This is a genomic window from Kribbella sp. NPDC004875, assembly GCF_042873375.1.
In the GTDB taxonomy this organism is placed as follows: Bacteria; Actinomycetota; Actinomycetes; order Propionibacteriales; family Kribbellaceae; genus Kribbella.
Genome location: NZ_JBIALI010000003.1, coordinates 541,649 through 560,413, shown reverse-complemented (window position 1 = coordinate 560,413; position 18,765 = coordinate 541,649). Strand labels below are relative to the sequence as shown.

The 18,765-nt window shown below is 68.5% G+C and carries 21 protein-coding genes; 17 read left to right on the top strand and 4 right to left on the bottom strand.

Annotated features, from left to right (window positions below; genetic code table 11):
- Positions 1-39: 39 nt before the first annotated feature.
- From ACFYRH_RS19830 to dprA, 5 genes are all read left to right on the top strand, one after another.
- A complete protein-coding gene (locus ACFYRH_RS19830; protein ID WP_387776831.1) occupies positions 40-738 on the top strand; it encodes a ribonuclease HII in 699 nt (232 codons plus the stop codon).
- Positions 735-1,058, top strand: coding sequence for a DUF2469 domain-containing protein (locus ACFYRH_RS19825; RefSeq protein WP_012922325.1), 324 nt, complete (start codon positions 735-737; stop codon positions 1,056-1,058). The genes ACFYRH_RS19830 and ACFYRH_RS19825 overlap by 4 nt, the downstream gene beginning before the upstream one ends.
- A 76-nt stretch (positions 1,059-1,134) precedes the next feature.
- Positions 1,135-1,491 carry a YraN family protein gene (locus tag ACFYRH_RS19820; protein ID WP_387776828.1) on the top strand — a complete coding sequence of 119 codons (357 nt, stop codon included), beginning with the start codon at positions 1,135-1,137 and terminating at the stop codon, positions 1,489-1,491.
- Positions 1,491-3,068 carry a YifB family Mg chelatase-like AAA ATPase gene (locus ACFYRH_RS19815; protein ID WP_387776825.1) on the top strand — a complete coding sequence of 526 codons (1,578 nt, stop codon included), beginning with the start codon at positions 1,491-1,493 and terminating at the stop codon, positions 3,066-3,068. The genes ACFYRH_RS19820 and ACFYRH_RS19815 overlap by 1 nt, the downstream gene beginning before the upstream one ends.
- 458 nt (positions 3,069-3,526) lie before the next feature.
- The gene (dprA, locus tag ACFYRH_RS19810) at positions 3,527-4,633 is read left to right on the top strand and encodes a DNA-processing protein DprA (RefSeq protein ID WP_387776822.1); all 1,107 of its coding nucleotides are present in this window, start codon (positions 3,527-3,529) and stop codon (positions 4,631-4,633) included.
- Between the two features lie 984 nt (positions 4,634-5,617).
- Here the strand turns inward: dprA and ACFYRH_RS19805 are convergent.
- The gene (locus tag ACFYRH_RS19805; RefSeq protein ID WP_387776819.1) at positions 5,618-7,255 is read right to left on the bottom strand and encodes an APC family permease; all 1,638 of its coding nucleotides are present in this window, start codon (positions 7,253-7,255) and stop codon (positions 5,618-5,620) included.
- A 136-nt stretch (positions 7,256-7,391) separates the two neighbouring features.
- Here ACFYRH_RS19805 and ACFYRH_RS19800 point away from each other — a divergent pair, with 136 nt between their 5' ends.
- The 3 genes from ACFYRH_RS19800 (at position 7,392) to ACFYRH_RS19790 (ending at position 9,401) form a co-directional block, all read left to right on the top strand.
- Positions 7,392-8,333 (top strand): tyrosine recombinase XerC, encoded by a 942-nt coding sequence (locus ACFYRH_RS19800; RefSeq protein WP_387776816.1) that lies wholly within the window; start codon positions 7,392-7,394, stop codon positions 8,331-8,333.
- 132 nt (positions 8,334-8,465) lie between these two features.
- Positions 8,466-8,945, top strand: a complete 480-nt coding sequence (locus tag ACFYRH_RS19795; protein WP_387776813.1) for an RrF2 family transcriptional regulator — start codon at positions 8,466-8,468, stop codon at positions 8,943-8,945.
- Between the two features lie 51 nt (positions 8,946-8,996).
- A complete protein-coding gene (locus ACFYRH_RS19790; protein ID WP_387776810.1) occupies positions 8,997-9,401 on the top strand; it encodes a VOC family protein in 405 nt (134 codons plus the stop codon).
- Positions 9,402-9,428: 27 nt separating this feature from the next.
- Here the strand turns inward: ACFYRH_RS19790 and ACFYRH_RS19785 are convergent, their stop codons facing one another.
- Positions 9,429-10,064: a murein hydrolase activator EnvC family protein gene (locus ACFYRH_RS19785; RefSeq protein ID WP_387776807.1), complete on the bottom strand. Its 636-nt coding sequence runs from the start codon at positions 10,062-10,064 to the stop codon at positions 9,429-9,431.
- Between the two features lie 290 nt (positions 10,065-10,354).
- Between ACFYRH_RS19785 and rpsB the strand changes: the two genes are divergently transcribed.
- The 6 genes from rpsB to ACFYRH_RS19755 all read left to right on the top strand — a co-directional run bounded on the left by rpsB (position 10,355) and on the right by ACFYRH_RS19755 (position 15,223).
- On the top strand, positions 10,355-11,341 hold the full coding sequence (gene rpsB, locus ACFYRH_RS19780) for a 30S ribosomal protein S2 (protein WP_387776804.1): 987 nt from the start codon (positions 10,355-10,357) through the stop codon (positions 11,339-11,341).
- 109 nt (positions 11,342-11,450) lie between these two features.
- Positions 11,451-12,269, top strand: coding sequence for a translation elongation factor Ts (gene tsf, locus ACFYRH_RS19775; protein ID WP_387776801.1), 819 nt, complete (start codon positions 11,451-11,453; stop codon positions 12,267-12,269).
- A gap of 48 nt (positions 12,270-12,317) precedes the next feature.
- Entirely contained in the window at positions 12,318-13,079 is a 762-nt protein-coding gene (pyrH, locus tag ACFYRH_RS19770; RefSeq protein ID WP_387776798.1) for a UMP kinase, read from the top strand.
- 136 nt (positions 13,080-13,215) lie between these two features.
- Positions 13,216-13,770 carry a ribosome recycling factor gene (frr, locus tag ACFYRH_RS19765; protein ID WP_387778304.1) on the top strand — a complete coding sequence of 185 codons (555 nt, stop codon included), beginning with the start codon at positions 13,216-13,218 and terminating at the stop codon, positions 13,768-13,770.
- Positions 13,770-14,615 (top strand): phosphatidate cytidylyltransferase, encoded by an 846-nt coding sequence (locus ACFYRH_RS19760; RefSeq protein WP_387776795.1) that lies wholly within the window; start codon positions 13,770-13,772, stop codon positions 14,613-14,615. Before frr ends, ACFYRH_RS19760 begins: the two co-directional genes overlap by 1 nt.
- On the top strand, positions 14,612-15,223 hold the full coding sequence (locus ACFYRH_RS19755; protein ID WP_387776792.1) for a GNAT family N-acetyltransferase: 612 nt from the start codon (positions 14,612-14,614) through the stop codon (positions 15,221-15,223). The genes ACFYRH_RS19760 and ACFYRH_RS19755 overlap by 4 nt, the downstream gene beginning before the upstream one ends.
- Here ACFYRH_RS19755 and ACFYRH_RS19750 read toward each other — a convergent pair.
- Both ACFYRH_RS19750 and ACFYRH_RS19745 read right to left on the bottom strand, forming a co-directional pair.
- Entirely contained in the window at positions 15,213-16,172 is a 960-nt protein-coding gene (locus ACFYRH_RS19750) for an LLM class flavin-dependent oxidoreductase (RefSeq protein ID WP_387776789.1), read from the bottom strand. The genes ACFYRH_RS19755 and ACFYRH_RS19750 overlap by 11 nt on opposite strands.
- 28 nt (positions 16,173-16,200) lie before the next feature.
- Positions 16,201-16,605: a MarR family winged helix-turn-helix transcriptional regulator gene (locus ACFYRH_RS19745; protein WP_387776786.1), complete on the bottom strand. Its 405-nt coding sequence runs from the start codon at positions 16,603-16,605 to the stop codon at positions 16,201-16,203.
- A 62-nt stretch (positions 16,606-16,667) separates the two neighbouring features.
- On the opposite strand from ACFYRH_RS19745, the gene ACFYRH_RS19740 reads away from it, so the two are divergent.
- From ACFYRH_RS19740 to ACFYRH_RS19730, 3 genes are all read left to right on the top strand, one after another.
- The gene (locus ACFYRH_RS19740; protein WP_387776783.1) at positions 16,668-17,564 is read left to right on the top strand and encodes an LLM class flavin-dependent oxidoreductase; all 897 of its coding nucleotides are present in this window, start codon (positions 16,668-16,670) and stop codon (positions 17,562-17,564) included.
- Between the two features lie 98 nt (positions 17,565-17,662).
- Entirely contained in the window at positions 17,663-18,343 is a 681-nt protein-coding gene (locus ACFYRH_RS19735; protein WP_387776780.1) for a C39 family peptidase, read from the top strand.
- Between the two features lie 76 nt (positions 18,344-18,419).
- Entirely contained in the window at positions 18,420-18,737 is a 318-nt protein-coding gene (locus ACFYRH_RS19730) for a SelT/SelW/SelH family protein (RefSeq protein WP_387776777.1), read from the top strand.
- Positions 18,738-18,765 lie beyond the last annotated feature (28 nt).

Sequence of the window (18,765 nt, the reverse complement as noted above, 5' to 3'; positions counted from 1 at the left end):
TCTGTTATCTAGGGTGGACGGTGTGATGCGGAGGGCTGGATGAGCGCGCTGCCGCGCGGGAGCACGGTACGGCGGGACGCCGGGCTGTACGGGTACGAGCGCGCCCTGCGCCGCGTCGGCCTGGACCCGATCGCGGGCGTCGACGAGGCGGGTCGTGGGCCGTGTGCCGGTCCGCTGGTGGCGGCCGCGGTGATCCTGCCGGACGGCAAGCGCGGTCAGATCCCGGAGCTGGCCGACTCCAAGCTGCTCACCGCAAAGGCGCGGGAGCGCTGCTACGACGAGGTCCGCAAGCGTGCGCTGGCCTGGTCGGTGGTGGCCATCGAGGCTCCTGAGTGTGACCGGCTCGGCATGCACGTGGCGAACGTGGAGGCGCTCCGCCGGGCCCTGTTCCGGCTCGACGTACGGCCGGCGTACGTGCTCACCGACGGGTTCGGCGTCGACGGACTCGACGTACCGGGTCTGGCGATCTGGAAGGGCGACCGCGTGGCGGCTTGCATCGCCGCGGCATCCGTGATCGCCAAGGTGACGCGGGACCGGGTGATGGAGCACTGGGACAAGGAGTACCCGCAGTACGGGTTCGGGATCCACAAGGGTTACTGCACCCCCGAGCACCAGGCGGCGCTGGACGAATACGGCCCGTGCCCGCAACATCGACGGCGGTTCGAGAATGTCCGCCGCACTATGCGACCCGATATGGGACAGAATGTGACCAGTCCCACCGGAGTGGAGAGCCGATGAGTGCAGACGACCTGGAAAAGTACGAGACCGATATGGAGCTGCAGCTCTATCGGGAGTACAAGGACGTCGTCGGTATCTTCAAGTACGTCGTCGAGACCGAGCGGCGTTTCTACCTGTGCAACGCGGTCGACCTGAAGGTCCGCACCGAGGGTGGCGACGTGTACTTCGAGGTGACGATGGCCGACGCGTGGGTCTGGGACGTCTACCGTTCCGCCCGCTTCGTCAAGAACGCCAAGGTCGTCACGTTCCGCGACGTCAACATCGAAGAGCTCGCGAAGTCCGACCTGGAAGTCCCGAAGGACTCCGACTTCGGTCGCTGAGGTTTTCCACAGACGGAAAGTGAGGTCCGTTTCCGAGGCCTGATCCCGGCATGTTCTCTGCCGGAGGTGGTCATCGATGCGGACCAGGAACACCGTCGGACGGTACGGCGAAGATCTCGCCGCGAGGTATCTCAGCACGCACGGTTTCGTCGTGCTCGAGCGCAACTGGCGCTGCGAGTTCGGCGAGATCGACATCGTGGCGCGCGAAGGCGACGCGCTCGTCGTCTGTGAGGTGAAGACCCGCCGCGGGCTGAACTACGGCAGCCCGCTGGAGGCGATCACCTACCGCAAGCTCGCCACCCTGCGGAAGCTGGCGGGCCGCTGGCTGCAGACCCATCAGCTCAGACCGGCGGAGATCCGGATCGACGTCATCTCGATCCTGTTCGACCACGACACGCCACCCAGCGTGGACCACGTGCGGGGTGCGGCCTGATGCCTCTCGCACAGACCTGGTCCGTCGCCCTGGTCGGGCTGGAAGGCCACCTCGTCGAGGTCGAGGCGGACATCGCCCAGGGCCTGCCGAAGACGACGCTCATCGGTCTCCCCGACGCGTCCCTGTCCGAAGCCCGCGACCGCGTTCGCGCCGCCGTGGTGAACAGCGGCGAGCGGTTCCCCGACCGCAAGGTCACCATCGGCCTGTCACCGGCGACCCTGCCGAAGACTGGCTCGCACTACGACGTCGCCATCGCGTTGTCGCTGCTCACCGCCGCGGGCGTCGTCGAGCCGGAGGCGCTCCGCCGGACAGCGATCATCGGCGAGCTCGGTCTCGACGGCCGGATCCGCGAGGTCCGCGGCGCGCTCGCGATGACCCTGGCCGCGTCCCGCGCCGGCTTCGACCGCATCGTCGTACCCGACCTGAACGTCGGCGAGGCCCGCCTCGTCCCCGGCATCCAGGTGTACGGCGCTCGCTCGCTCCGGCAGGTGCTGGCCTTGCTCCGCGGCACCGAAGTCCCTGACGAAGCCCCGCCGCGCGCCGAACCGCGCCTGGTCTCGGAGTCGCTGACCCGGGTGCCGGCCGTGGACCTCGACGACGTCATCGGCCAGTTCGAGGGCCGGCGCGCGATCGAGGCAGCGGCCGCCGGCGGCCATCACCTGTTCCTGCACGGCCCGCCGGGCTCGGGGAAGACGATGCTCGCCGAGCGGTTGGCCGGCCTGATGCCCGACATGAGCACGGACGACTCGCTCGAGGTCTCGGCCGTCCACTCACTCGCCGGGCTGCTCACCAACGACGCCGAGCTCGTCACCCGGCCGCCGTTCATCGCGCCGCACCACACAGCCTCGCTGGTGAGCCTCGTCGGCGGCGGCTCGGGCGTGCCGCGACCGGGCGCGATCAGCTGCGCGCATCGCGGCATCCTGTTCATCGACGAGGCGCCCGAGATGCATCCGCTGACGCTCGACACGCTTCGTCAGCCGCTCGAGTCCGGGTTCATCGAGGTCCACCGTGCCGCCGCGGTCGCGAAGTTCCCGGCACGCTTCATGCTCGTCCTCGCGGCGAACCCGTGCCCCTGCGGTCTCGCCGGCACTGAGCAGGGCATCTGCAGCTGCACACCGCAGGCTCTCGCCCGGTACCGGCAACGGATCAGCGGCCCGATCAAGGACCGCCTCGACATTCAGCGCCAGATCCTCCCCGCCGCCCGTCGCATCACCACCGGCGAACCGGCCGAGTCGACTGCCGTCGTCGCCGCCCGCGTCCAATCCGCCCGCGACCGCCAGACCTACCGGTACCGAGCCACCGCGTGGACCTTGAACAGCGAGATCCCCGGCCCGGTCCTGCGCCGCGAACACCCCTTGGACGAGGCCAGCCAACAACTCCTCGAAGACCACTACTCGGCAGGCCGCCTCACCGCCCGAGGCTTCGACCGAGTAATCCGCCTCGCCTGGACCCTCACCGACCTGGCCGGCCTGGCCACCCCCACCATCCACCAAACCCACGAAGCCTTCCAACTCCGCTCTGGCACCCCCCTGACCCCCCTCTCCGACCAACGCCCCCTCAAAGGACCCACCCCATGACCCGCCATCCCACTCCGCCCCGCGTCACCCCGGCCAACCCCACCGCGACCTCGCCCGACCTCACGCGCCTCGGTCTCACCCCGGCCCACGCCGCTCCCGGGGACCTCACCGCCCCATCCGTGAGCACGTCTCGCCCAGCCACCCCGGACGCGACCACGCTCAGCCCGATGCCTGACCTGTCGCCGGTCTCGTTCACCGACGCCTCCTCCCCACCTGCGGATGCGGCAGAGTTCGGTTGTTCCACCGTGGGTGCCGCGAGTGAAGGTGCTGTGGTTCAGGCGGTGGCTGAGGACGCGGTGAGGCGAGACGCCTTCGGCGGGGGTGCAACGGCTGCAGGTGCTGTGAGGTCGGGGGCACCGGGAGTTGGTGGTTCAGGTGTGGATGGTTCGGGTGTGGGTTCTGGGGGAGGGGATGTAGGAACGTTGGTGGTTGCTGATGGCAATGGTGATGCTGAGCGGTTGGCTCGGGTTGGGTTGTCGCGGGTTGTCGAGCCTGGTGATCTCGCCGCGCTGAAAGCGTTCGACGGCCTGGAACCCCTGGAGATCTGGGATCGGCTGCACCACAACGATCCCGATCTCGACCGCTGGTCCACCCGCCTCGCCACCGCCGACCCCCACCGAGACCTCGAACGTGCCGCCGCAGCAGGCGCCCGCTTCGTCATCCCCGGCGACGACGAATGGCCCGACCAGGTAGAGATCCTCGAAGACGCCGGCCAGCTCACCCGCCGCGCCGGCGTCCCGTTCGGCCTCTGGGTCCGCGGCAAACCCAACCTCCGAACCGTCCTCACCCGAGCCATCGCCATCGTCGGCGCCCGCGCCTGCTCGTCGTACGGCGAACATGTCGCCGCCGAACTCGCATCCGGCCTGGCCGACAACGGCGTAACCGTCGTCTCGGGAGGTGCCTTCGGCATCGATGCGGCCGCACACCGCGGCACCCTCGCCGCCGCGGGCCTGACGATCGCGGTCCTCGCCTGCGGTGTCGACGTCAGCTACCCGAAACGCAACTCGGCACTCCTCAGCCGGATCGCCGAAGACGGTCTCGTCGTCAGCGAACTCCCGCCCGGCTGCTCACCCACGAAGCTACGCTTCCTGGCCCGCAACCGCCTGATCGCCGCAGCCACCCAAGGCACAGTCGTCATCGAGGCCGCCGTACGCAGCGGCGCCCTCAACACCGCCGGCTGGGCCGAACAATGCGGCCGCGCCGTCCTGGCAGTCCCCGGCCCAATCACCTCCCGCATGTCCGCAGGCAGTCACCTACTCGTCCGCGAACGCAACGCAGTCCTAGCCACCAATGTCGCCGACATCATCGAAGCCACCGCTCCCTTCGGCACCAGCCTCACCCCACACCCCCGAGCCCCGGAAACCCTCACCGACTCCCTCCCCACCGACCTCCAACGCACCCTGGACGCCGTCCCCGTCCGCACCCCAGCCCCCACACCCCGCATAGCCGCGACCGCCGGCCTGGACGTCCCCACAACCCAACAATCCCTAGAAGCCCTAACAGCCCTGAACCTAACCACCCAAACCCCCACCGGCTGGCACCTGAAAACCCCACCCACGCCTTGACCACACCCGTGGCTGCCACCCGCGAGCGGCGAAGGGCGCTCAGCGGTCCGCACCTGGCAACTTCCGCTCTCGCCTTGACCGCACCCCATGGCTGCCATCCGCGAGCGGCGAAGGGCGCTCAGCGGCTCGCACCTGGCAACCTCCGCTCTCGCCTTGACCACACCCCGTGGCTGCTATCCGCGAGCGGCGTAGGGCGCTCGGCGGTTCGCACGTGGCAACTTCCGCTCTCGCCTTGACCACACCCCGTGGTTGCTATCCGCGAGCGGCGTAGGGCGCTCGGCGGTCCGCACCTGGCAACTTCCGCTCTCGCCTTGACCACACCCCGTGGTTGCTATCCGCGAGCGGCGTAGGGCGCTCGGCGGCTCGCACCGGGCAACTTCCGCTCTCGCCTTGACCACACCCCGTGGTTGCTATCCGCGAGCGGCGAAGGGCGCTCGGCGGCTCGCACCTGGCAACCTCCGCTCTCGCCTTACCCGGCCGTCGACCCCGGCCTGACCGACGACGCAGCGGCGGCCGGATGTTGGCCGAGGCTCGGGTTGTCAGCAGAGGCGTTCTCGACCGATCTGAGAGCTGTGAAGGCTGAGGGCCGAGGACTGAGGGGCTGAGGGGTCGAGGGGCCGAGGGCCGGGTTGGGCGTGGGGGCTTGCCCGGTCTGTGGTGGGTTTGGACAGGTTATTGCCTGTCCAAGGTCTCGACATCCTGTTCATCCCCCCGAGTCGTGGCGGGAGGGAGGGAGGGAGGGAGGGAAGGCGGCAGGGGCAGAGGGGCGGAGGGGCCGAGGGCCGGGTTGGGCGTGGGGGCTTGCCCGGTCTGTGGTGGGTTTGGACAGGTTATTGCCTGTCCAAGGTCCCGGCATCCTGTTCATCCCCCCGAGTCGTAGCGGGAGGGAGGGAAGGAAGGCGGGCGGCAGGAGGCAGGGGGCGAAGGCGGGCGGGGCAGGGGGCGACGGCGGGCGGCACGGGGCGGAGGTGCGGAGGTGCGGGGCTAGTTGCGCATGTGTTTGCCGCGGGGGGCTTTCGAGGGTTGTTGGTCGGGTGGGGTGCGGATGGCGCGGAGTTCGGGGGTGTGGCGGTCGGGTTCGGGGCGGAGGGTTTGGAGGGCGCCGGTGCCGGGGTCGGTGTCGCCCAGGTCGAAGTCCCAGCTGTCCTCGTTGGCGAGCCGGCTGTGCCAGCGGCCGTACAGGCCGTAGATCGCGATGCCGATGACCATCCACACGCCGAACTTCGTCCAGGTGCTCGTCTTGAGGTTCAGCATCAGCCATACGGTGGCGGCCAAGGACAGCAGCGGGATCAGCGGAACCATCGGCACCCGGAATCCACGCTCCAGGTTGGGCTCGGAGCGGCGCAATGTCAGTACGCCGATCGCGCAGAACGCGAAGCAGAACAGTGCACCGATGACCAGCAGCTCCTCGAGCTCAAGCACCTTCGGGTACAGCGTGAGCGCCAGCGCGGCGATTCCGGCTGCGGCGGCGGCGCGAGCCGGGGAGGAGTACACCCGGCTGACCCGGCCGAGGCTCTTCGGCAGCAGACCATCGCGGCCCATGTTGAACAGGACCCGGCTCTGCGCGATGAGCACCACCATGATGACCGTCATCAACGCGAGCAAGGCGCCGAGATTGACCACCTTCGCGGCCCAGCCGACGCCGACGGCCGCCAAGGCTTCCGAGACCGGCGCGGCTCCACCGAGCTTGCCGTACGGGCGCATGCCGACCAGTACGACCGCCATCGCGATGTAGAGGATCGTCACCGCGCCGACGCCGAGCAGCATGCCCTGCGGGACCGTCTTGCGCGGGCTGCGTGCGTCTTCCGACGCCGTCGCGATCAGGTCGAAGCCGATATAGGCGAACACGATCGTGCTCGCCGCGGTGAAGATGCCCATCGTCCCGAACGTTCCGAACGACGAGTCGAGAATCCAGCCCAGCAACGTCGGACTCGCCGCCGCGGGTGCGGCCCGGGACGGCGGCACGAACGGGTGGTAGTTCGACATGTTGATGTGTGCCGCACCGACGATCACGACGAGCAGGATGACCGCGACCTTGGCGATCACGACGATCGTCAGGACGCGCGCCGACAGCTTCGTGCCGGTCACGATCAGCGCGGTCAGGACCAGCAACAACAGCGGGGCAACGAGATTGACCTTTGCCTCCGGCCCGAAGAACTGCGCGATCCCGCTGGGCAGCGTGACGCCGAACCCGTCCAGCGTGGCGACGAAGTACGCCGACCAGACCCGCGCGACGATGGCGGCTGCGGTGACGAGTTCGAGGACGAGTGCCCAGCCGACCAGCCACGCCCACATCTCGCCGAAAGTCACGTAGCTGAAGGTGTACGCGCTACCGGAGACCGGGATCGTGGAGGACAGTTCGGCGTAGCAGGCCGCGGCCAGCACACAGACGATCGCGGCGATCACGAACGACAGGATCACTGCCGGTCCGGCGACATTGGCCGCCTGGACGCCGCTGATGCTGAAGATGCCGGAGCCGATCATCACGCCCAGGCCAAGAACAACCAGGTCGCGACGACCGAACAAGCGCGGCAGACGGTGCCGCGCGTCCTCGACTCGAGTGAACGCCGACTCGACCGGCAGGCGCCGGCCTACGGTCTGTCCGTTCGCTGAGGGGGCCATGGTCAGGGGTGCCTCCGTTGCTACTAGGGCAATCGGGCCGAACAGTAGTCGACCGTTGGGCTATCGACCAGACCTCCTTTTCCCGGTCCCAGCGCGGTGGCTTGCGATGCCGGGTCGCCTCACGCATCGTCGAGACATGACGCCGGACGATGTCAGTGGAATCCCTTCCAGGCCGGAAGGTTTCGCTGTGTTACTGGCTGACTACGAACGGCATCTGACGGCGGAAAGAGACCTCAGCACTCACTCGGTGAGAGCCTACATCGGAGACGTCGCGGATTTACTCGAACATTTGATTCGGCTTGGTCACGATGATCTGGAGGGCTTGGACATCCGTGGCCTGCGATCGTGGCTGGCCAAACAGCAAAGTCTCGGGAAATCCCGCAGCACGATGGCTCGCCGGGCCACCGCCGCGCGGGTCTTCACCGCGTGGGCACAACGGACCGGCCGGATCAGTACGGATCCCGGAGCGTTGCTCGCAAGTCCGCGACCGCACAAGAGCCTGCCGGGCGTGCTCGGCCAGGCGGATACGCGGGCCGTCCTCGATGCGGCTGCTGTCGCCGCTGACGACGGAAGCCCGATCGGGCTGCGGGATCTCGCGATCATGGAGCTGCTGTACGCGACGGGCATCCGGGTCGGGGAGCTGTGTGCTCTCGATGTCGATGACGTCGACCGGGAGCGCCGCGTCGTCCGCGTCTTCGGCAAGGGGCGTAAGGAACGCTCGGTTCCGTATGGCGTTCCTGCGGGGAAGGCCCTTGAGCGTTGGCTCGCTGAAGCTCGCCCGCAGTTGGTTCGCGACGGGAGTGGGCCGGCGGCGTTTCTCGGTGCGCGAGGGGGTCGGATCGATCAGCGGGCGGTGCGGCGAATGGTGCATCAGCGGATGGCGGTCGTCGACGCACCGGATCTGGCGCCGCACGGATTGCGGCACACCGCGGCCACCCATTTGCTCGAAGGTGGCGCGGATCTTCGGAGCGTTCAGGAACTGCTCGGTCACGCATCGTTGGCGACCACGCAGATCTACACCCACGTCTCCAGTGAGCGGCTCCGGCAGGCGTTCAAGCAGGCACACCCCCGAGCCTGACCCGGCCGAGCTCAACCGCGCGGCCAGTCCCGCCCCGCAGAGCCTGAGCGGGCAGGGGAAGCGGTAGCTGAGCAGGGTGTTGGCTGCGGGGGATGCGGCGTGTGAGCGGCCGGATGCGGCAGACTTCGGAGCATGCGGGTTTCGGCGAAGTCTGACTATGCGTTGCGAGCGCTGATCGAGATCACCCAGCGATGGGCGGCGAGCGATCCGTCGGTGGTGTCGGCCGAGGAGCTCAGCCGGGCGCAGGGCATTCCGCACGGCTTCCTGCAGGGAATCCTCGCCGACCTGCGCCGGGCCGGCGTGCTGGCCAGCCAGCGCGGTCAGTCGGGCGGGTGGCGGCTGGCGGTCGATCCGAACGAGATCTCGGTCGCCGACGTGATGCGCGCGGTCGACGGCCCGATCGTGAGTATCTCCGGCGTCCGCCCGGAGAGTGTCACCTACAACGAGCACGCGGTCGTCCTGCAACGGGTCTGGATCGCGGCCCGCGCGAGCCTGCGCGACGTCCTCGAGAACACCACGCTCGTCGATCTCGCCAAGAACAAGCTCCCGGCCGGCGTCGAGCGCCGCTCGCGGGACGAAGACGCCTGGCAGGCGCGGGTCCCCGGCAGCTGATCCCGTGCTACAGTCCCGACTTATATAAGCGGCGACTACATGGGAGTGGGTATGGCCGAGCAGCAGATCAAGACGTTCCTGATGTTCGAGGGTGGCGCCGAGAAGGCGATGACCTTCTACCTCTCGCTGTTCGACGACGCCGAGGTCGTGTCGATCACGAAGTACGGCCCCGAGGGTCCCGGGCCGGAGGGGTCGGTGATGGTCGCGACGTTCACGTTGGCCGGGCAGCAATTCATGTGCAGCGACAGTTTTCAGCACCATGGATTCACCTTCACGCCTTCGACGTCGTTCTTCGTGGACTGTGCGGACGAGGCCGAGCTCGACCGGCTGTACGGCGCGCTGGTCGAGGGTGGCGGCGCTCTGATGCCGCTGGGGGACTACGGGTTCAGCAAGAAGTTCGGCTGGGTCAACGACCGGTTCGGGGTGTCGTGGCAGCTCAACCTGCCGCACGCCTGACAGGCGGTCGCAGAGCGCGAGTGCGGTTCACTCGCGTCTGATCAGGAATCCGGCAGTCAGCGTCAGCGCTGCCGTCGCGGCGATGAGGATCCTGGCGGCGCGCTGATCCCCGCCCGACTCCCCACCCGACGGGGCGGCAGGCGAGCTGACTGCCGGGCTGTCCGACGAGTTGGACGCCGCCAAGTGAGGCGGGGGCGCGGTCGAGGGATGCTCGGCGAGCGGGAGCAGTCGCACCGGCCGGTCAGGCACCAGGGTCAGCGGGTTCAGGTACGTCTTCCCCTGGATCAGACCCCAATGCAGGCACGCTCGAGGCAGGCAATGCGATCCCGCCGCCGACAGCCGACCGATGACCGTTCCGGTCGTCACGGTCGCTCCGACCGACACGGCGGCGATCACCGGCTCGTACGTCGTCCGTCGGGCTCCGTTCGTGATCGTGACGACACCGCGGCCGGCGAGCGGTCCGGCGTACGTGATCGTGCCGGGGGTGGCGGCGAGGACGGGCTGACCGGGGCGGCCGCCGAGATCGATGCCGCGGTGGCCGGGGAGCCACGGTTTGGCGGGTAGTTCGAAGCCGTGCACCACCTGCGGTCGGGGCTGCAACGGCCAGTCGGTGGGGGTCGGGGCGAGGGGGAGGGTGGCGAGGGTCAGCAGGGCGAGGTTCATGCCAGGGAAGATGCCGGGATCAGGGTCGTCGCGGACGGCCGATCACGGGTCTGTGGACAACGGTGGCCGGTTCGCGTTCCGCGCAGGTGGTCACGTACACTTCCGGTGGCGCCCCATCTCGGTGGGGCGACTACGCATGCCCGCACAAACTGTGACGTTCCTCGGTCCCGGAGGCTACTCCGGGTGGACCGGCGCGACGGGCATCAGGAGCCACGGATCACCCGATCCGCGGCGGTACAACCAAAACCAGGGCCCGGAAGCACAAGCCGGGCCGCAAAAGGAGACCCCTCATGGCCGTCGTGACCATGAAGCAGCTGCTCGAGAGCGGCGTGCACTTCGGGCACCAGACCCGGCGCTGGAACCCGAAGATGAAGCGCTACATCCTCACCGAGCGCAACGGCATCTACATCATCGACCTGCAGCAGTCGCTGTCCTACATCGACCGCGCGTACGAGTTCGTCCGCAGCACGGTCGCGTCGGGCGGGGCGATCCTGTTCGTCGGTACCAAGAAGCAGGCCCAGGAAGCGATCGCCGAGCAGGCGACCCGCGTCGGGATGCCGTACGTGAACCAGCGCTGGCTGGGCGGCATGCTGACCAACTTCCAGACCGTGAACAAGCGGCTCCAGCGTCTCAAGGAGCTCGAGCTCATCGACTTCGACGACGTGGCCGCCTCCGGTGTCACCAAGAAGGAGCTGCTGCAGAAGCGTCGCGAGCACGACAAGCTGCTCAAGACCCTCGGCGGTATCCGCGACATGGCCCGGGTTCCGGCCGCCGTGTGGATCGTGGACACCAAGAAGGAGCACCTCGCGGTCGACGAGGCGCGCAAGCTGAAGCTGCCGATCATCGGCATCCTGGACACCAACTGCGACCCGGACGAGGTCGACTACCCGATCCCGGGGAACGACGACGCGATCCGCTCGGTCGGCCTGCTCACGCGGGTCGTCGCCGACGCCGTCGCCGACGGCCTGATGGGCCGCTCGGGTCAGGGCTCCGCCGCTGCCGGCGAGGAGCTGGGTCAGGAGGAGCCGCTGGCTGCCTGGGAGCGCGAGCTGCTGGAGAGCCAGAACGGCACCGCCAAGACCGGTGAGGCGAAGACCGAGGAGAAGGCCGCCGAGGCTGCCCCGGCCGCCGAGGCGACCGACGTGCTCACCGAGCCGGTCGCGACCGACGCCGAGGTCACCGAGGCGAAGGCTCCGGAGGCCACTGAGGCCGCTGAGGCCGCTGAGGCCCCCGCTGCCACCGAGGCCGCTGAGGCCCCGAAGGCCGACGAGGCCTGACAGCCCGCTGATGCCGCCCGGGTCCGCCCGGGCGGCGTCCCAGCTGCCGCGGCCCGGCCGCCGGCGCTGCCGCCCACCCAGCCGCATCGACAAGACGAGAGAACGAGGAATGGCGAACTACACCGCCGCTGACGTGAAGAAGCTCCGCGACACCACGGGCGCGGGCATGATGGACGCGAAGAAGGCGCTCGAGGCCACCGACGGCGACTTCGAGAAGGCCATCGAGGAACTGCGCATCAAGGGCGCGGCCAAGGCCCAGAAGCGTGGCGCCGAGCGGTCCGCCACCAACGGCCTGGTGGCCGCGGCGGAGAACGCGCTGGTCCAGCTGAACTGCGAGACCGACTTCGTCGCCAAGAACGAGCAGTTCCAGCAGCTCGCCGCCGACATCGTCGCGCACGCTTCGGCGAGCAAGGTCGGCGACGTCGAGGGCCTGCTCAGCGAGAAGCTGACCGACGGCAAGTCGGTCGCCGAGAACATCGAGGCGCTGGCCGCCGTCATCGGCGAGAAGCTGGAGCTCGGCAAGGTGGCCGTCTTCGACGGTCAGGTCACGGCGTACATGCACAAGCGCGCCGCGGACCTCCCGGCGCAGGTCGGCGTCCTGGTCGAGTTCGAGGGCGACAACGTCGAGGCCGCTCGGGGCGCCGCCATGCAGGCCGCCGCGATGCGCCCGCTGTACACCACCCGCGACGAGGTCCCGGCCGAGACGGTCGAGAACGAGAAGCGGATCGCCGAGGCGACCGCGCGCGAGGAGGGCAAGCCGGAAGGCGCCCTGCCGAAGATCGTCGAGGGCCGGGTGAACGGCTTCTTCAAGGACGTCGTCCTGCTCGAGCAGCCGTCGGTGACCGAGAACAAGAAGACCGTGAAGGCCGTGCTCGACGAGGCCGGTGTGACCGTGAAGCGGTTCGCCCGCTTCGAGGTCGGCGCCTGATCCCGCGAAGGATCTGAGCGGACAGCAACGAACGAGGAGGCCGGAATCGTGACGGAAACCCTGGGTACCGAGACGAGTCCGGCCTCTTCGCCGTTCTCGCCTGCCTATCACCGGGTGCTGCTGAAACTGTCGGGTGAGGTGTTCGGCGGCGGCAAGCTCGGCGTCGACCCGGACGTCGTGAACTCGATCGCCAAGCAGGTCGCCGAGGTGGCCCGGGCGGGCGTGCAGGTCGCCGTGGTGGTCGGCGGCGGCAACTTCTTCCGCGGTGCCGAGCTGCAGCAGCGCGGCATGGAGCGGAACCGTGCCGACTACATGGGCATGCTCGGCACGGTGATGAACTGCCTGGCTCTCCAGGACTTCCTGGAGAAGCTCGGCATCGAGACCCGCGTGCAGACCGCCATCACCATGGGCCAGGTCGCCGAGCCCTACATCCCGCGCAAGGCCGAGCGGCACCTGGAGAAGGGCCGCGTGGTCATCTTCGGCGCCGGTTCCGGTATGCCGTACTTCTCCACCGACACCGTCGCCGCGCAGCGCGCGCTGGAGATCGGTGCCGAGGCGCTGCTGATGGGCAAGCAGGGCGTGGACGGTGTCTACGACTCGGACCCGAAGAAGAACCCGGACGCGGTGAAGTTCGACCAGCTGTCGTACGACGACTTCCTGTCCCGCGGGCTGCGGGTCGCCGACGCGACCGCGATCAGCCTGGCCCGGGACAATGCGCTGCCGATCGTGATCTTCGGTCTCGAGGAGGGCAATATCGCCCGCGTCGTGCACGGGGAGAAGATCGGGACGGTCGTCTCCCGCGGCCAGTAACCCGGCGTAGGCCTTACCTGCCCGTACGACTAGGATCGTCGAACACGGGTCGATGTCCGTTATCTGGTAGACCCGCGTTCGTAGGGTAGGAGTGTGGCCGCGTCGAGGTGGCCCAGAGGAAGCGAGGAATGTCGTGATCGACGAAGCTCTCCGCGATGCCGAGCAGAAGATGTCCAAGGCCGTGGAGGTTGCGAAGGACGACTTCGCCGCGATCCGCACCGGCCGGGCGCACCCGCAGATGTTCGCGGGCATTCTGGCCGACTACTACGGCAGCCCGACGCCGCTGCAGCAGCTGGCCGGGTTCCAGGTCCCGGAGCCCCGGACCGTGCTGATCTCGCCGTACGACAAGGGTGCGATGGCGGCGATCGAGAAGGCGATCCGTGACTCGGACCTGGGGGTGAACCCGGGTAACGACGGCGCCGTGATCCGCGTGGTGATGCCGCAGCTGACCGAGGAACGCCGCAAGGAGTACATCAAGCTCGCGAAGACCAAGGCCGAGGAGGCCAAGGTCTCGATGCGTAACATCCGCCGGCACGCGATGGACCAGGTGCACAAGACCGTCAAGGACGGCGACGCCGGCGAGGACGAGGGCAAGAGTGCTGAGAAGCGGCTCGACGGGTTGACGAAGAAGTACGTCGACTCCATCGACGACCTGCTCAAGCACAAGGAAGCCGAACTGCTCGAGGTGTGATGGGCGTCGAGAGCACGCCCGCGGCGAGTCCCAGCCCGAGCCGCGCCGGGCGGAACCTGCCCGCGGCGATCGCGGTCGGGGTGGGACTGGGCGCGCTGATCATCGGCTCGCTGTACTGGCAGAAGGCGCTTTTCGTCGTCGTCGTACTGGCCACCGTGCTGGTCGCGGTCGACGAGATGATGAAGGCACTGCGCACCGGTGGCGCGGTGATCCCACGGATCCCGCTGTTCGTCGGTACGGCGGCGATGCTCGTCGCGGCGTACTTCGGGGGACCGATGGCGCTGCTCGTGGCGCTCGCGGGGACCGTTCTCGGGACGCTGTTCTGGCGAATGCCGGGCGGTTCGGTCGGGTTCGTCCGGGACACCTCGGCGGGCGTGTTCCTGATCGGCTACGTCCCGTTGCTGGCCGGTTTCGCGGTGCTGCTCGTGCAGCCGGAGGCCGACGGTCCGCAGCGGGTGACGACGTTCTTCCTGGTCACGGTCGCCAGCGATGTCGGTGGGTACGCCGCCGGCGTGCTGTTCGGCAAGCACCCGATGGCCCCGGCGATCAGTCCGAAGAAGTCCTGGGAGGGCTTCGCCGGGTCGGCCCTGGCGTGTATCGGTGCCGGCATCGGTTCGGTCGTCCTGCTGCTCGACGGCAACTGGTGGGCCGGCGCGATCGTCGGTGCGGTCGCCGTGGTGACCGCGACGGTCGGCGATCTCGGTGAGTCGATGATCAAGCGCGACCTCGGCATCAAGGACATGTCGAACCTGCTGCCCGGTCACGGAGGCGTGATGGACCGCCTGGACTCACTGCTCGCGACTGCGCCCGCGGTCTGGCTGCTCCTGCATTTGCTGGTGAAATGATGACTGTCGCACCCGATGGGCGGTCGCTGGTAGGTGACGTCGTACGGCTGGACCGGATGCGGTCCGAAGACATCGACGAGCTGTACGCCGCGATCGCCAACGAGCAGGTGTACGCCGGTGGGTTCGGCGGCGGCCCCGAGGCGATGCCGCGCAGTGCCGAGGAGATGCGCGCGAAGTGGATCCCGGCCGCGGCCAAACGGTTCGCGTACGTGGTCCGGCTGGTTGACGACAGCTCCCTGGGCGCCGCGGGGACCGTCGTCGGTACGTCGAGCCTCGCCGACGTCGACCTGGTCAACGAGCGGGCCCATCTGGGGTTCACCGGCTACGCGCCGGCGGTCTGGGGGACCGCGGTGAACCCGGCCGCCAAGCTGCTGCTGCTCGAGCATGCCTTCGAGGTGTGTGGATTCGGCCGCGTGAAGATCCAGACCGGCACGAAGAACACCCGGTCGCAGGCGGCGATCGCCAAGCTCGGGGCGACGCGTGAGGGCGTGCTGCGTCGGCACCAGCGACTCGCGGACGGCTCGTTCCGGGACACCGTGGTGTTCTCGATCCTGGCGGACGAGTGGCCCGAGGTTCGCAAGCGCCTCGAGGCCCGGATCAGCCGCTGAGCTTCGCCAGCGCCGCGTAGGACGCCAGCAACGCCGAGCGGTCGAAGGTGTTCGTGGTGATCAGGAGTTCGTCGGCGGCGGTCCGGCGTACCAGGTCGCTGAGGGCGGCGTCGACGTCGTCGAGGGTGCCGTAGATCTGGCCGCGGAGCGCGTTCTCGAAGAACTCCTGCTCGCGGGCCGTCATCTCCTCGGGTACGTCGGCCTGCAGCGGCGGGAAGACGCCACGGGTGCGTGAGTAGGCGCTGGCCCAGGCCTCGGGCAACAGCAGCTCGCGAGCAGCTTCGGTGGAGTCCGCCACCGCGGCGGTGACCGCGAGGATCACGTACGGTTCCGCGGCCCAGTGTGAGGGCCGGAAGGTATTCCGATAGTCCTCGAGGACATCCGGGGAGTCGGAGCGAGCGGCGAGTACTACGGGCAGACCGAGGGACGCCGCGATCGTGGCGCCTTCGCCGACGGCAAGGACGAAAGGCGGAATGCGGAGGCCTTCTCCAGGGCGAGCGTGAACGTCGGAGGTGCCGGTGAGGAAGCCGAGGAGTTCCTCCACCTGGGTGCTGAAGTCGTCGGCCGCATCCTTCTCGACCCCGAGCGCACGCCGTACCCCGTTGGTGAAACCGACCGAGCGGCCGAGGCCCATGTCGATCCGGCCCGGATACAGCGACTCCAGTACGCCGAACTGTTCCGCCACCACCAGCGGCTTGTGGTTCGGCAGCATCACACCGCCGGTACCGACGCGGATCCGTTCGGTGCGAGCGGCAACGGCTGCTGCCAGCACCGTCGGCGCCGATCCGACGACGCCCGGAACGCTGTGGTGCTCCGACACCCAGAACCGCTTGTAGCCAAGCTCTTCGATCTGGTGCGCGAGTTCGACAGTGGCTCGCAGCGTCTCCGCTTCCGACTCGCCGGCACGCGTCCGGGACCGATCGAGAACTGACAACGGCACGGAGAGCATGTCCAGTCCAACCGGCCGGCCGGAGACCTCATTCCCCTAGCAGGAGCCGGAGATCGTCGCGGAAGCGATCCGGCGCCGCCAGGGGAGCGAGGAACGTCTGCTCCACTTCCCGCCGGATCCGCTCCGCCGTCTCGAAGGTGGACTCGCCGAGCGACGTCAGTACGACGACATTCCGCCGCCGATCCTCGGGACTGCGCCGGCGCTCGACGAAGCCGCGCTCCTCGAGTCCGTCCAGCAGGTCGCCGATCGACGTACGGTCCACGCGCAACCGCGCGGCGACGTCGAGCTGGGACAGCGGCTCGCCGGAAGCGACCGCCGACAGGACGGCGAGGTCGCGGCCGTTCAGTCCGTACGGCGCCAGCGCCTCGGTCTGTGCCTCGGTGAGCTGCGCCAGGACATGTTTGAGCAGATACCCCAGCCGGTCGGACGCCATACCGTCAAATCTACCGGGGAACTGATCGTCAGACTTACTGATCATCAGTTATCCTGACGATTATGCCACCGACGTTCGGTCTGAAGACCACCCCGATGCACGTCCCGTACGCCGATATCCGCCGCGTCTGGCTCGAGGCCGACGAAGTCCCGCAGATTCGCGACGCCTGGCTCTGGGATCACTTCCTCCCGCTCGCCGGCCCGAAGAACGGCGACGTCCTCGAGGGCTGGACGCTGCTGACCGCGCTCGCCGCGCAAACCACCCGGCTGCGCCTCGGCCTGCTCGTCACCAGCAACCGGGTCCGCCCGCCGGCCGTGCTCGGCAAGATCGCCAGCACGCTCGAAGTGATCTCAGGAGGCCGCCTGATCATGGGCCTCGGCGCCGGCGGCACCCGTCAACCCGCCGGGCAGAGGGGTATCGCGGGACCGAACCCGGCCATCGAGGAGTACGCCGCCTACGGCCTGACCCTCGTGCCGCCGGGGGAGGGGGTCGACCGGCTCCGCGAAACCATCGAGATCCTGCGGCGGATGTGGACCGAGGACGAGTTCGACTTCCACGGCCGCTACTACTCGCTCGAACGCAACCGCAACGCGCCCAAGCCGATCCAGCCGGCCGGTCCGCCGCTGCTGATCGGTGGCTGGGGCAACCGCATGCTGCGCCTCGTCGCGGAGTACGCCGACAGCTGGAACATCAGCGGCCCGCCGCACACCGACTTCGACACGCTCGCCGATCGGGTACGGCGCCTTGACGCGGAGTGCGCGCGCATCGGTCGCGACCCGTCGACGCTCAGCCGATCACTGCAGCAGATCGTCTCGTACGACGACCCGGCGTCGACTCGGGCGATGGTCGAGAAGGCCGTCGGACTCGGGTTCGACCACATCGTGCTGTCGCTCCCAAGGCCGTACCCGGAGCACGCCGTACGGTGGCTGGTCCGGGAAATCATCGAGCCTTTCCACTGAGCTGGAAAGGGTCGGTGATTTTTTCACCCACACCCAAGGCTGCTGTGTCAGTATCAAACGCAGGACGACCCGCCCCGGTCGTCCAGTGAGGAGCTGACATGACCCCCTGGACGAAGTCCAAGGCCGCGCTCTGCGGTCTCGCGCTCATCGCAGCGGCCGCCCTTCCCTTGTCCACGCTGTCCACAGCGACTGCCCAACCCGCCCAGACCGTCGACGCCGCGCACGCGGCCGCGGTCAAACCAGTGCCGACGCTCGGCTACTCGACGCAGACCGTCAAGACGCTGAACATCGACTTCCAGTACCAGCAGACCGGTTACTGGTGCGGCCCGGCGGCGACCCGGATCGCACTGTCCGCCCGGATCGCACCGCCCAGTCAGCAGCAACTGGCCAACGAGTTGCCGACCACAACCAATGGCACCGACTGGATCGGTCAGGTCACCCGGGTGCTCAACAACCACCTCGGCACCGGCTGGTACGAGACCAAGGAGATGCCCAACGACCCGCCCACCCAGGCGCAGCGTGACCTGCTCTGGCGGGACGTCGTCCTCGACATCGACAACAACTACCCGATCGTCGCCAACATCGTTGCCCCGGCCAACAACCACCCGCCGGGCTACCCGAACTACACGATCTACCACTACTTCACCGTGATCGGGTACGACGACAGCGACCAGACCGTACTCATCGCCGACCCGGCCGGTTTCGCGCCGACGGCGACGTACTGGCTGACCTTCAACCAGCTCGCCACGCTCATCCCGCCGAAGGGCTACTCCGCCTGACGGCCACCTTGTGCACCGGATCCGTACGATTGCCGCCCCGCCGTGCGGATCTGGTGCACGAAGAGATACTGGGGCAGTGACCAGACAGCCGCGGTTGGAGATCGTGTACTGCACGCAGTGCCGGTGGTTGATGCGGGCGGCGTGGACCGCGCAGGAATTGCTGACCACCTTTCCGAAGGAGCTCGGGGAGGTGGCGCTGGTGCCGTCGACCGGTGGGGTGTTCGACATCAGCCTGGACGGCGAGGTGCTGTGGTCGCGGAAGGCGGAGGGCGGGTTCGCCGAACTTCCGTTGCTGAAGCAGATGGTGCGGGACCGGATCGCGCCCGATCGCAAGCTCGGGCACTCGGACCGCCGCGAGAGTGATCCGCAGCACGAAGCGGATGTGAATTTGTGAAGCAGCCGACCGGCTTGCGACAATAGGC

Coding starts and splice junctions, on each gene's coding strand:
- ACFYRH_RS19830 (WP_387776831.1), top strand. CDS start 40: ATGAGCGCGCTGCCGCGCGGGAGCACGGTACGGCGGGACGCCGGGCTG.
- ACFYRH_RS19825 (WP_012922325.1), top strand. CDS start 735: ATGAGTGCAGACGACCTGGAAAAGTACGAGACCGATATGGAGCTGCAG.
- ACFYRH_RS19820 (WP_387776828.1), top strand. CDS start 1,135: ATGCGGACCAGGAACACCGTCGGACGGTACGGCGAAGATCTCGCCGCG.
- ACFYRH_RS19815 (WP_387776825.1), top strand. CDS start 1,491: ATGCCTCTCGCACAGACCTGGTCCGTCGCCCTGGTCGGGCTGGAAGGC.
- ACFYRH_RS19805 (WP_387776819.1), bottom strand. CDS start 7,255: ATGGCCCCCTCAGCGAACGGACAGACCGTAGGCCGGCGCCTGCCGGTC.
- ACFYRH_RS19800 (WP_387776816.1), top strand. CDS start 7,392: ATGACGCCGGACGATGTCAGTGGAATCCCTTCCAGGCCGGAAGGTTTC.
- ACFYRH_RS19795 (WP_387776813.1), top strand. CDS start 8,466: ATGCGGGTTTCGGCGAAGTCTGACTATGCGTTGCGAGCGCTGATCGAG.
- ACFYRH_RS19790 (WP_387776810.1), top strand. CDS start 8,997: ATGGCCGAGCAGCAGATCAAGACGTTCCTGATGTTCGAGGGTGGCGCC.
- ACFYRH_RS19785 (WP_387776807.1), bottom strand. CDS start 10,064: ATGAACCTCGCCCTGCTGACCCTCGCCACCCTCCCCCTCGCCCCGACC.
- rpsB (WP_387776804.1), top strand. CDS start 10,355: ATGGCCGTCGTGACCATGAAGCAGCTGCTCGAGAGCGGCGTGCACTTC.
- tsf (WP_387776801.1), top strand. CDS start 11,451: ATGGCGAACTACACCGCCGCTGACGTGAAGAAGCTCCGCGACACCACG.
- ACFYRH_RS19760 (WP_387776795.1), top strand. CDS start 13,770: ATGGGCGTCGAGAGCACGCCCGCGGCGAGTCCCAGCCCGAGCCGCGCC.
- ACFYRH_RS19755 (WP_387776792.1), top strand. CDS start 14,612: ATGATGACTGTCGCACCCGATGGGCGGTCGCTGGTAGGTGACGTCGTA.
- ACFYRH_RS19750 (WP_387776789.1), bottom strand. CDS start 16,172: ATGCTCTCCGTGCCGTTGTCAGTTCTCGATCGGTCCCGGACGCGTGCC.
- ACFYRH_RS19745 (WP_387776786.1), bottom strand. CDS start 16,605: ATGGCGTCCGACCGGCTGGGGTATCTGCTCAAACATGTCCTGGCGCAG.
- ACFYRH_RS19740 (WP_387776783.1), top strand. CDS start 16,668: ATGCCACCGACGTTCGGTCTGAAGACCACCCCGATGCACGTCCCGTAC.
- ACFYRH_RS19735 (WP_387776780.1), top strand. CDS start 17,663: ATGACCCCCTGGACGAAGTCCAAGGCCGCGCTCTGCGGTCTCGCGCTC.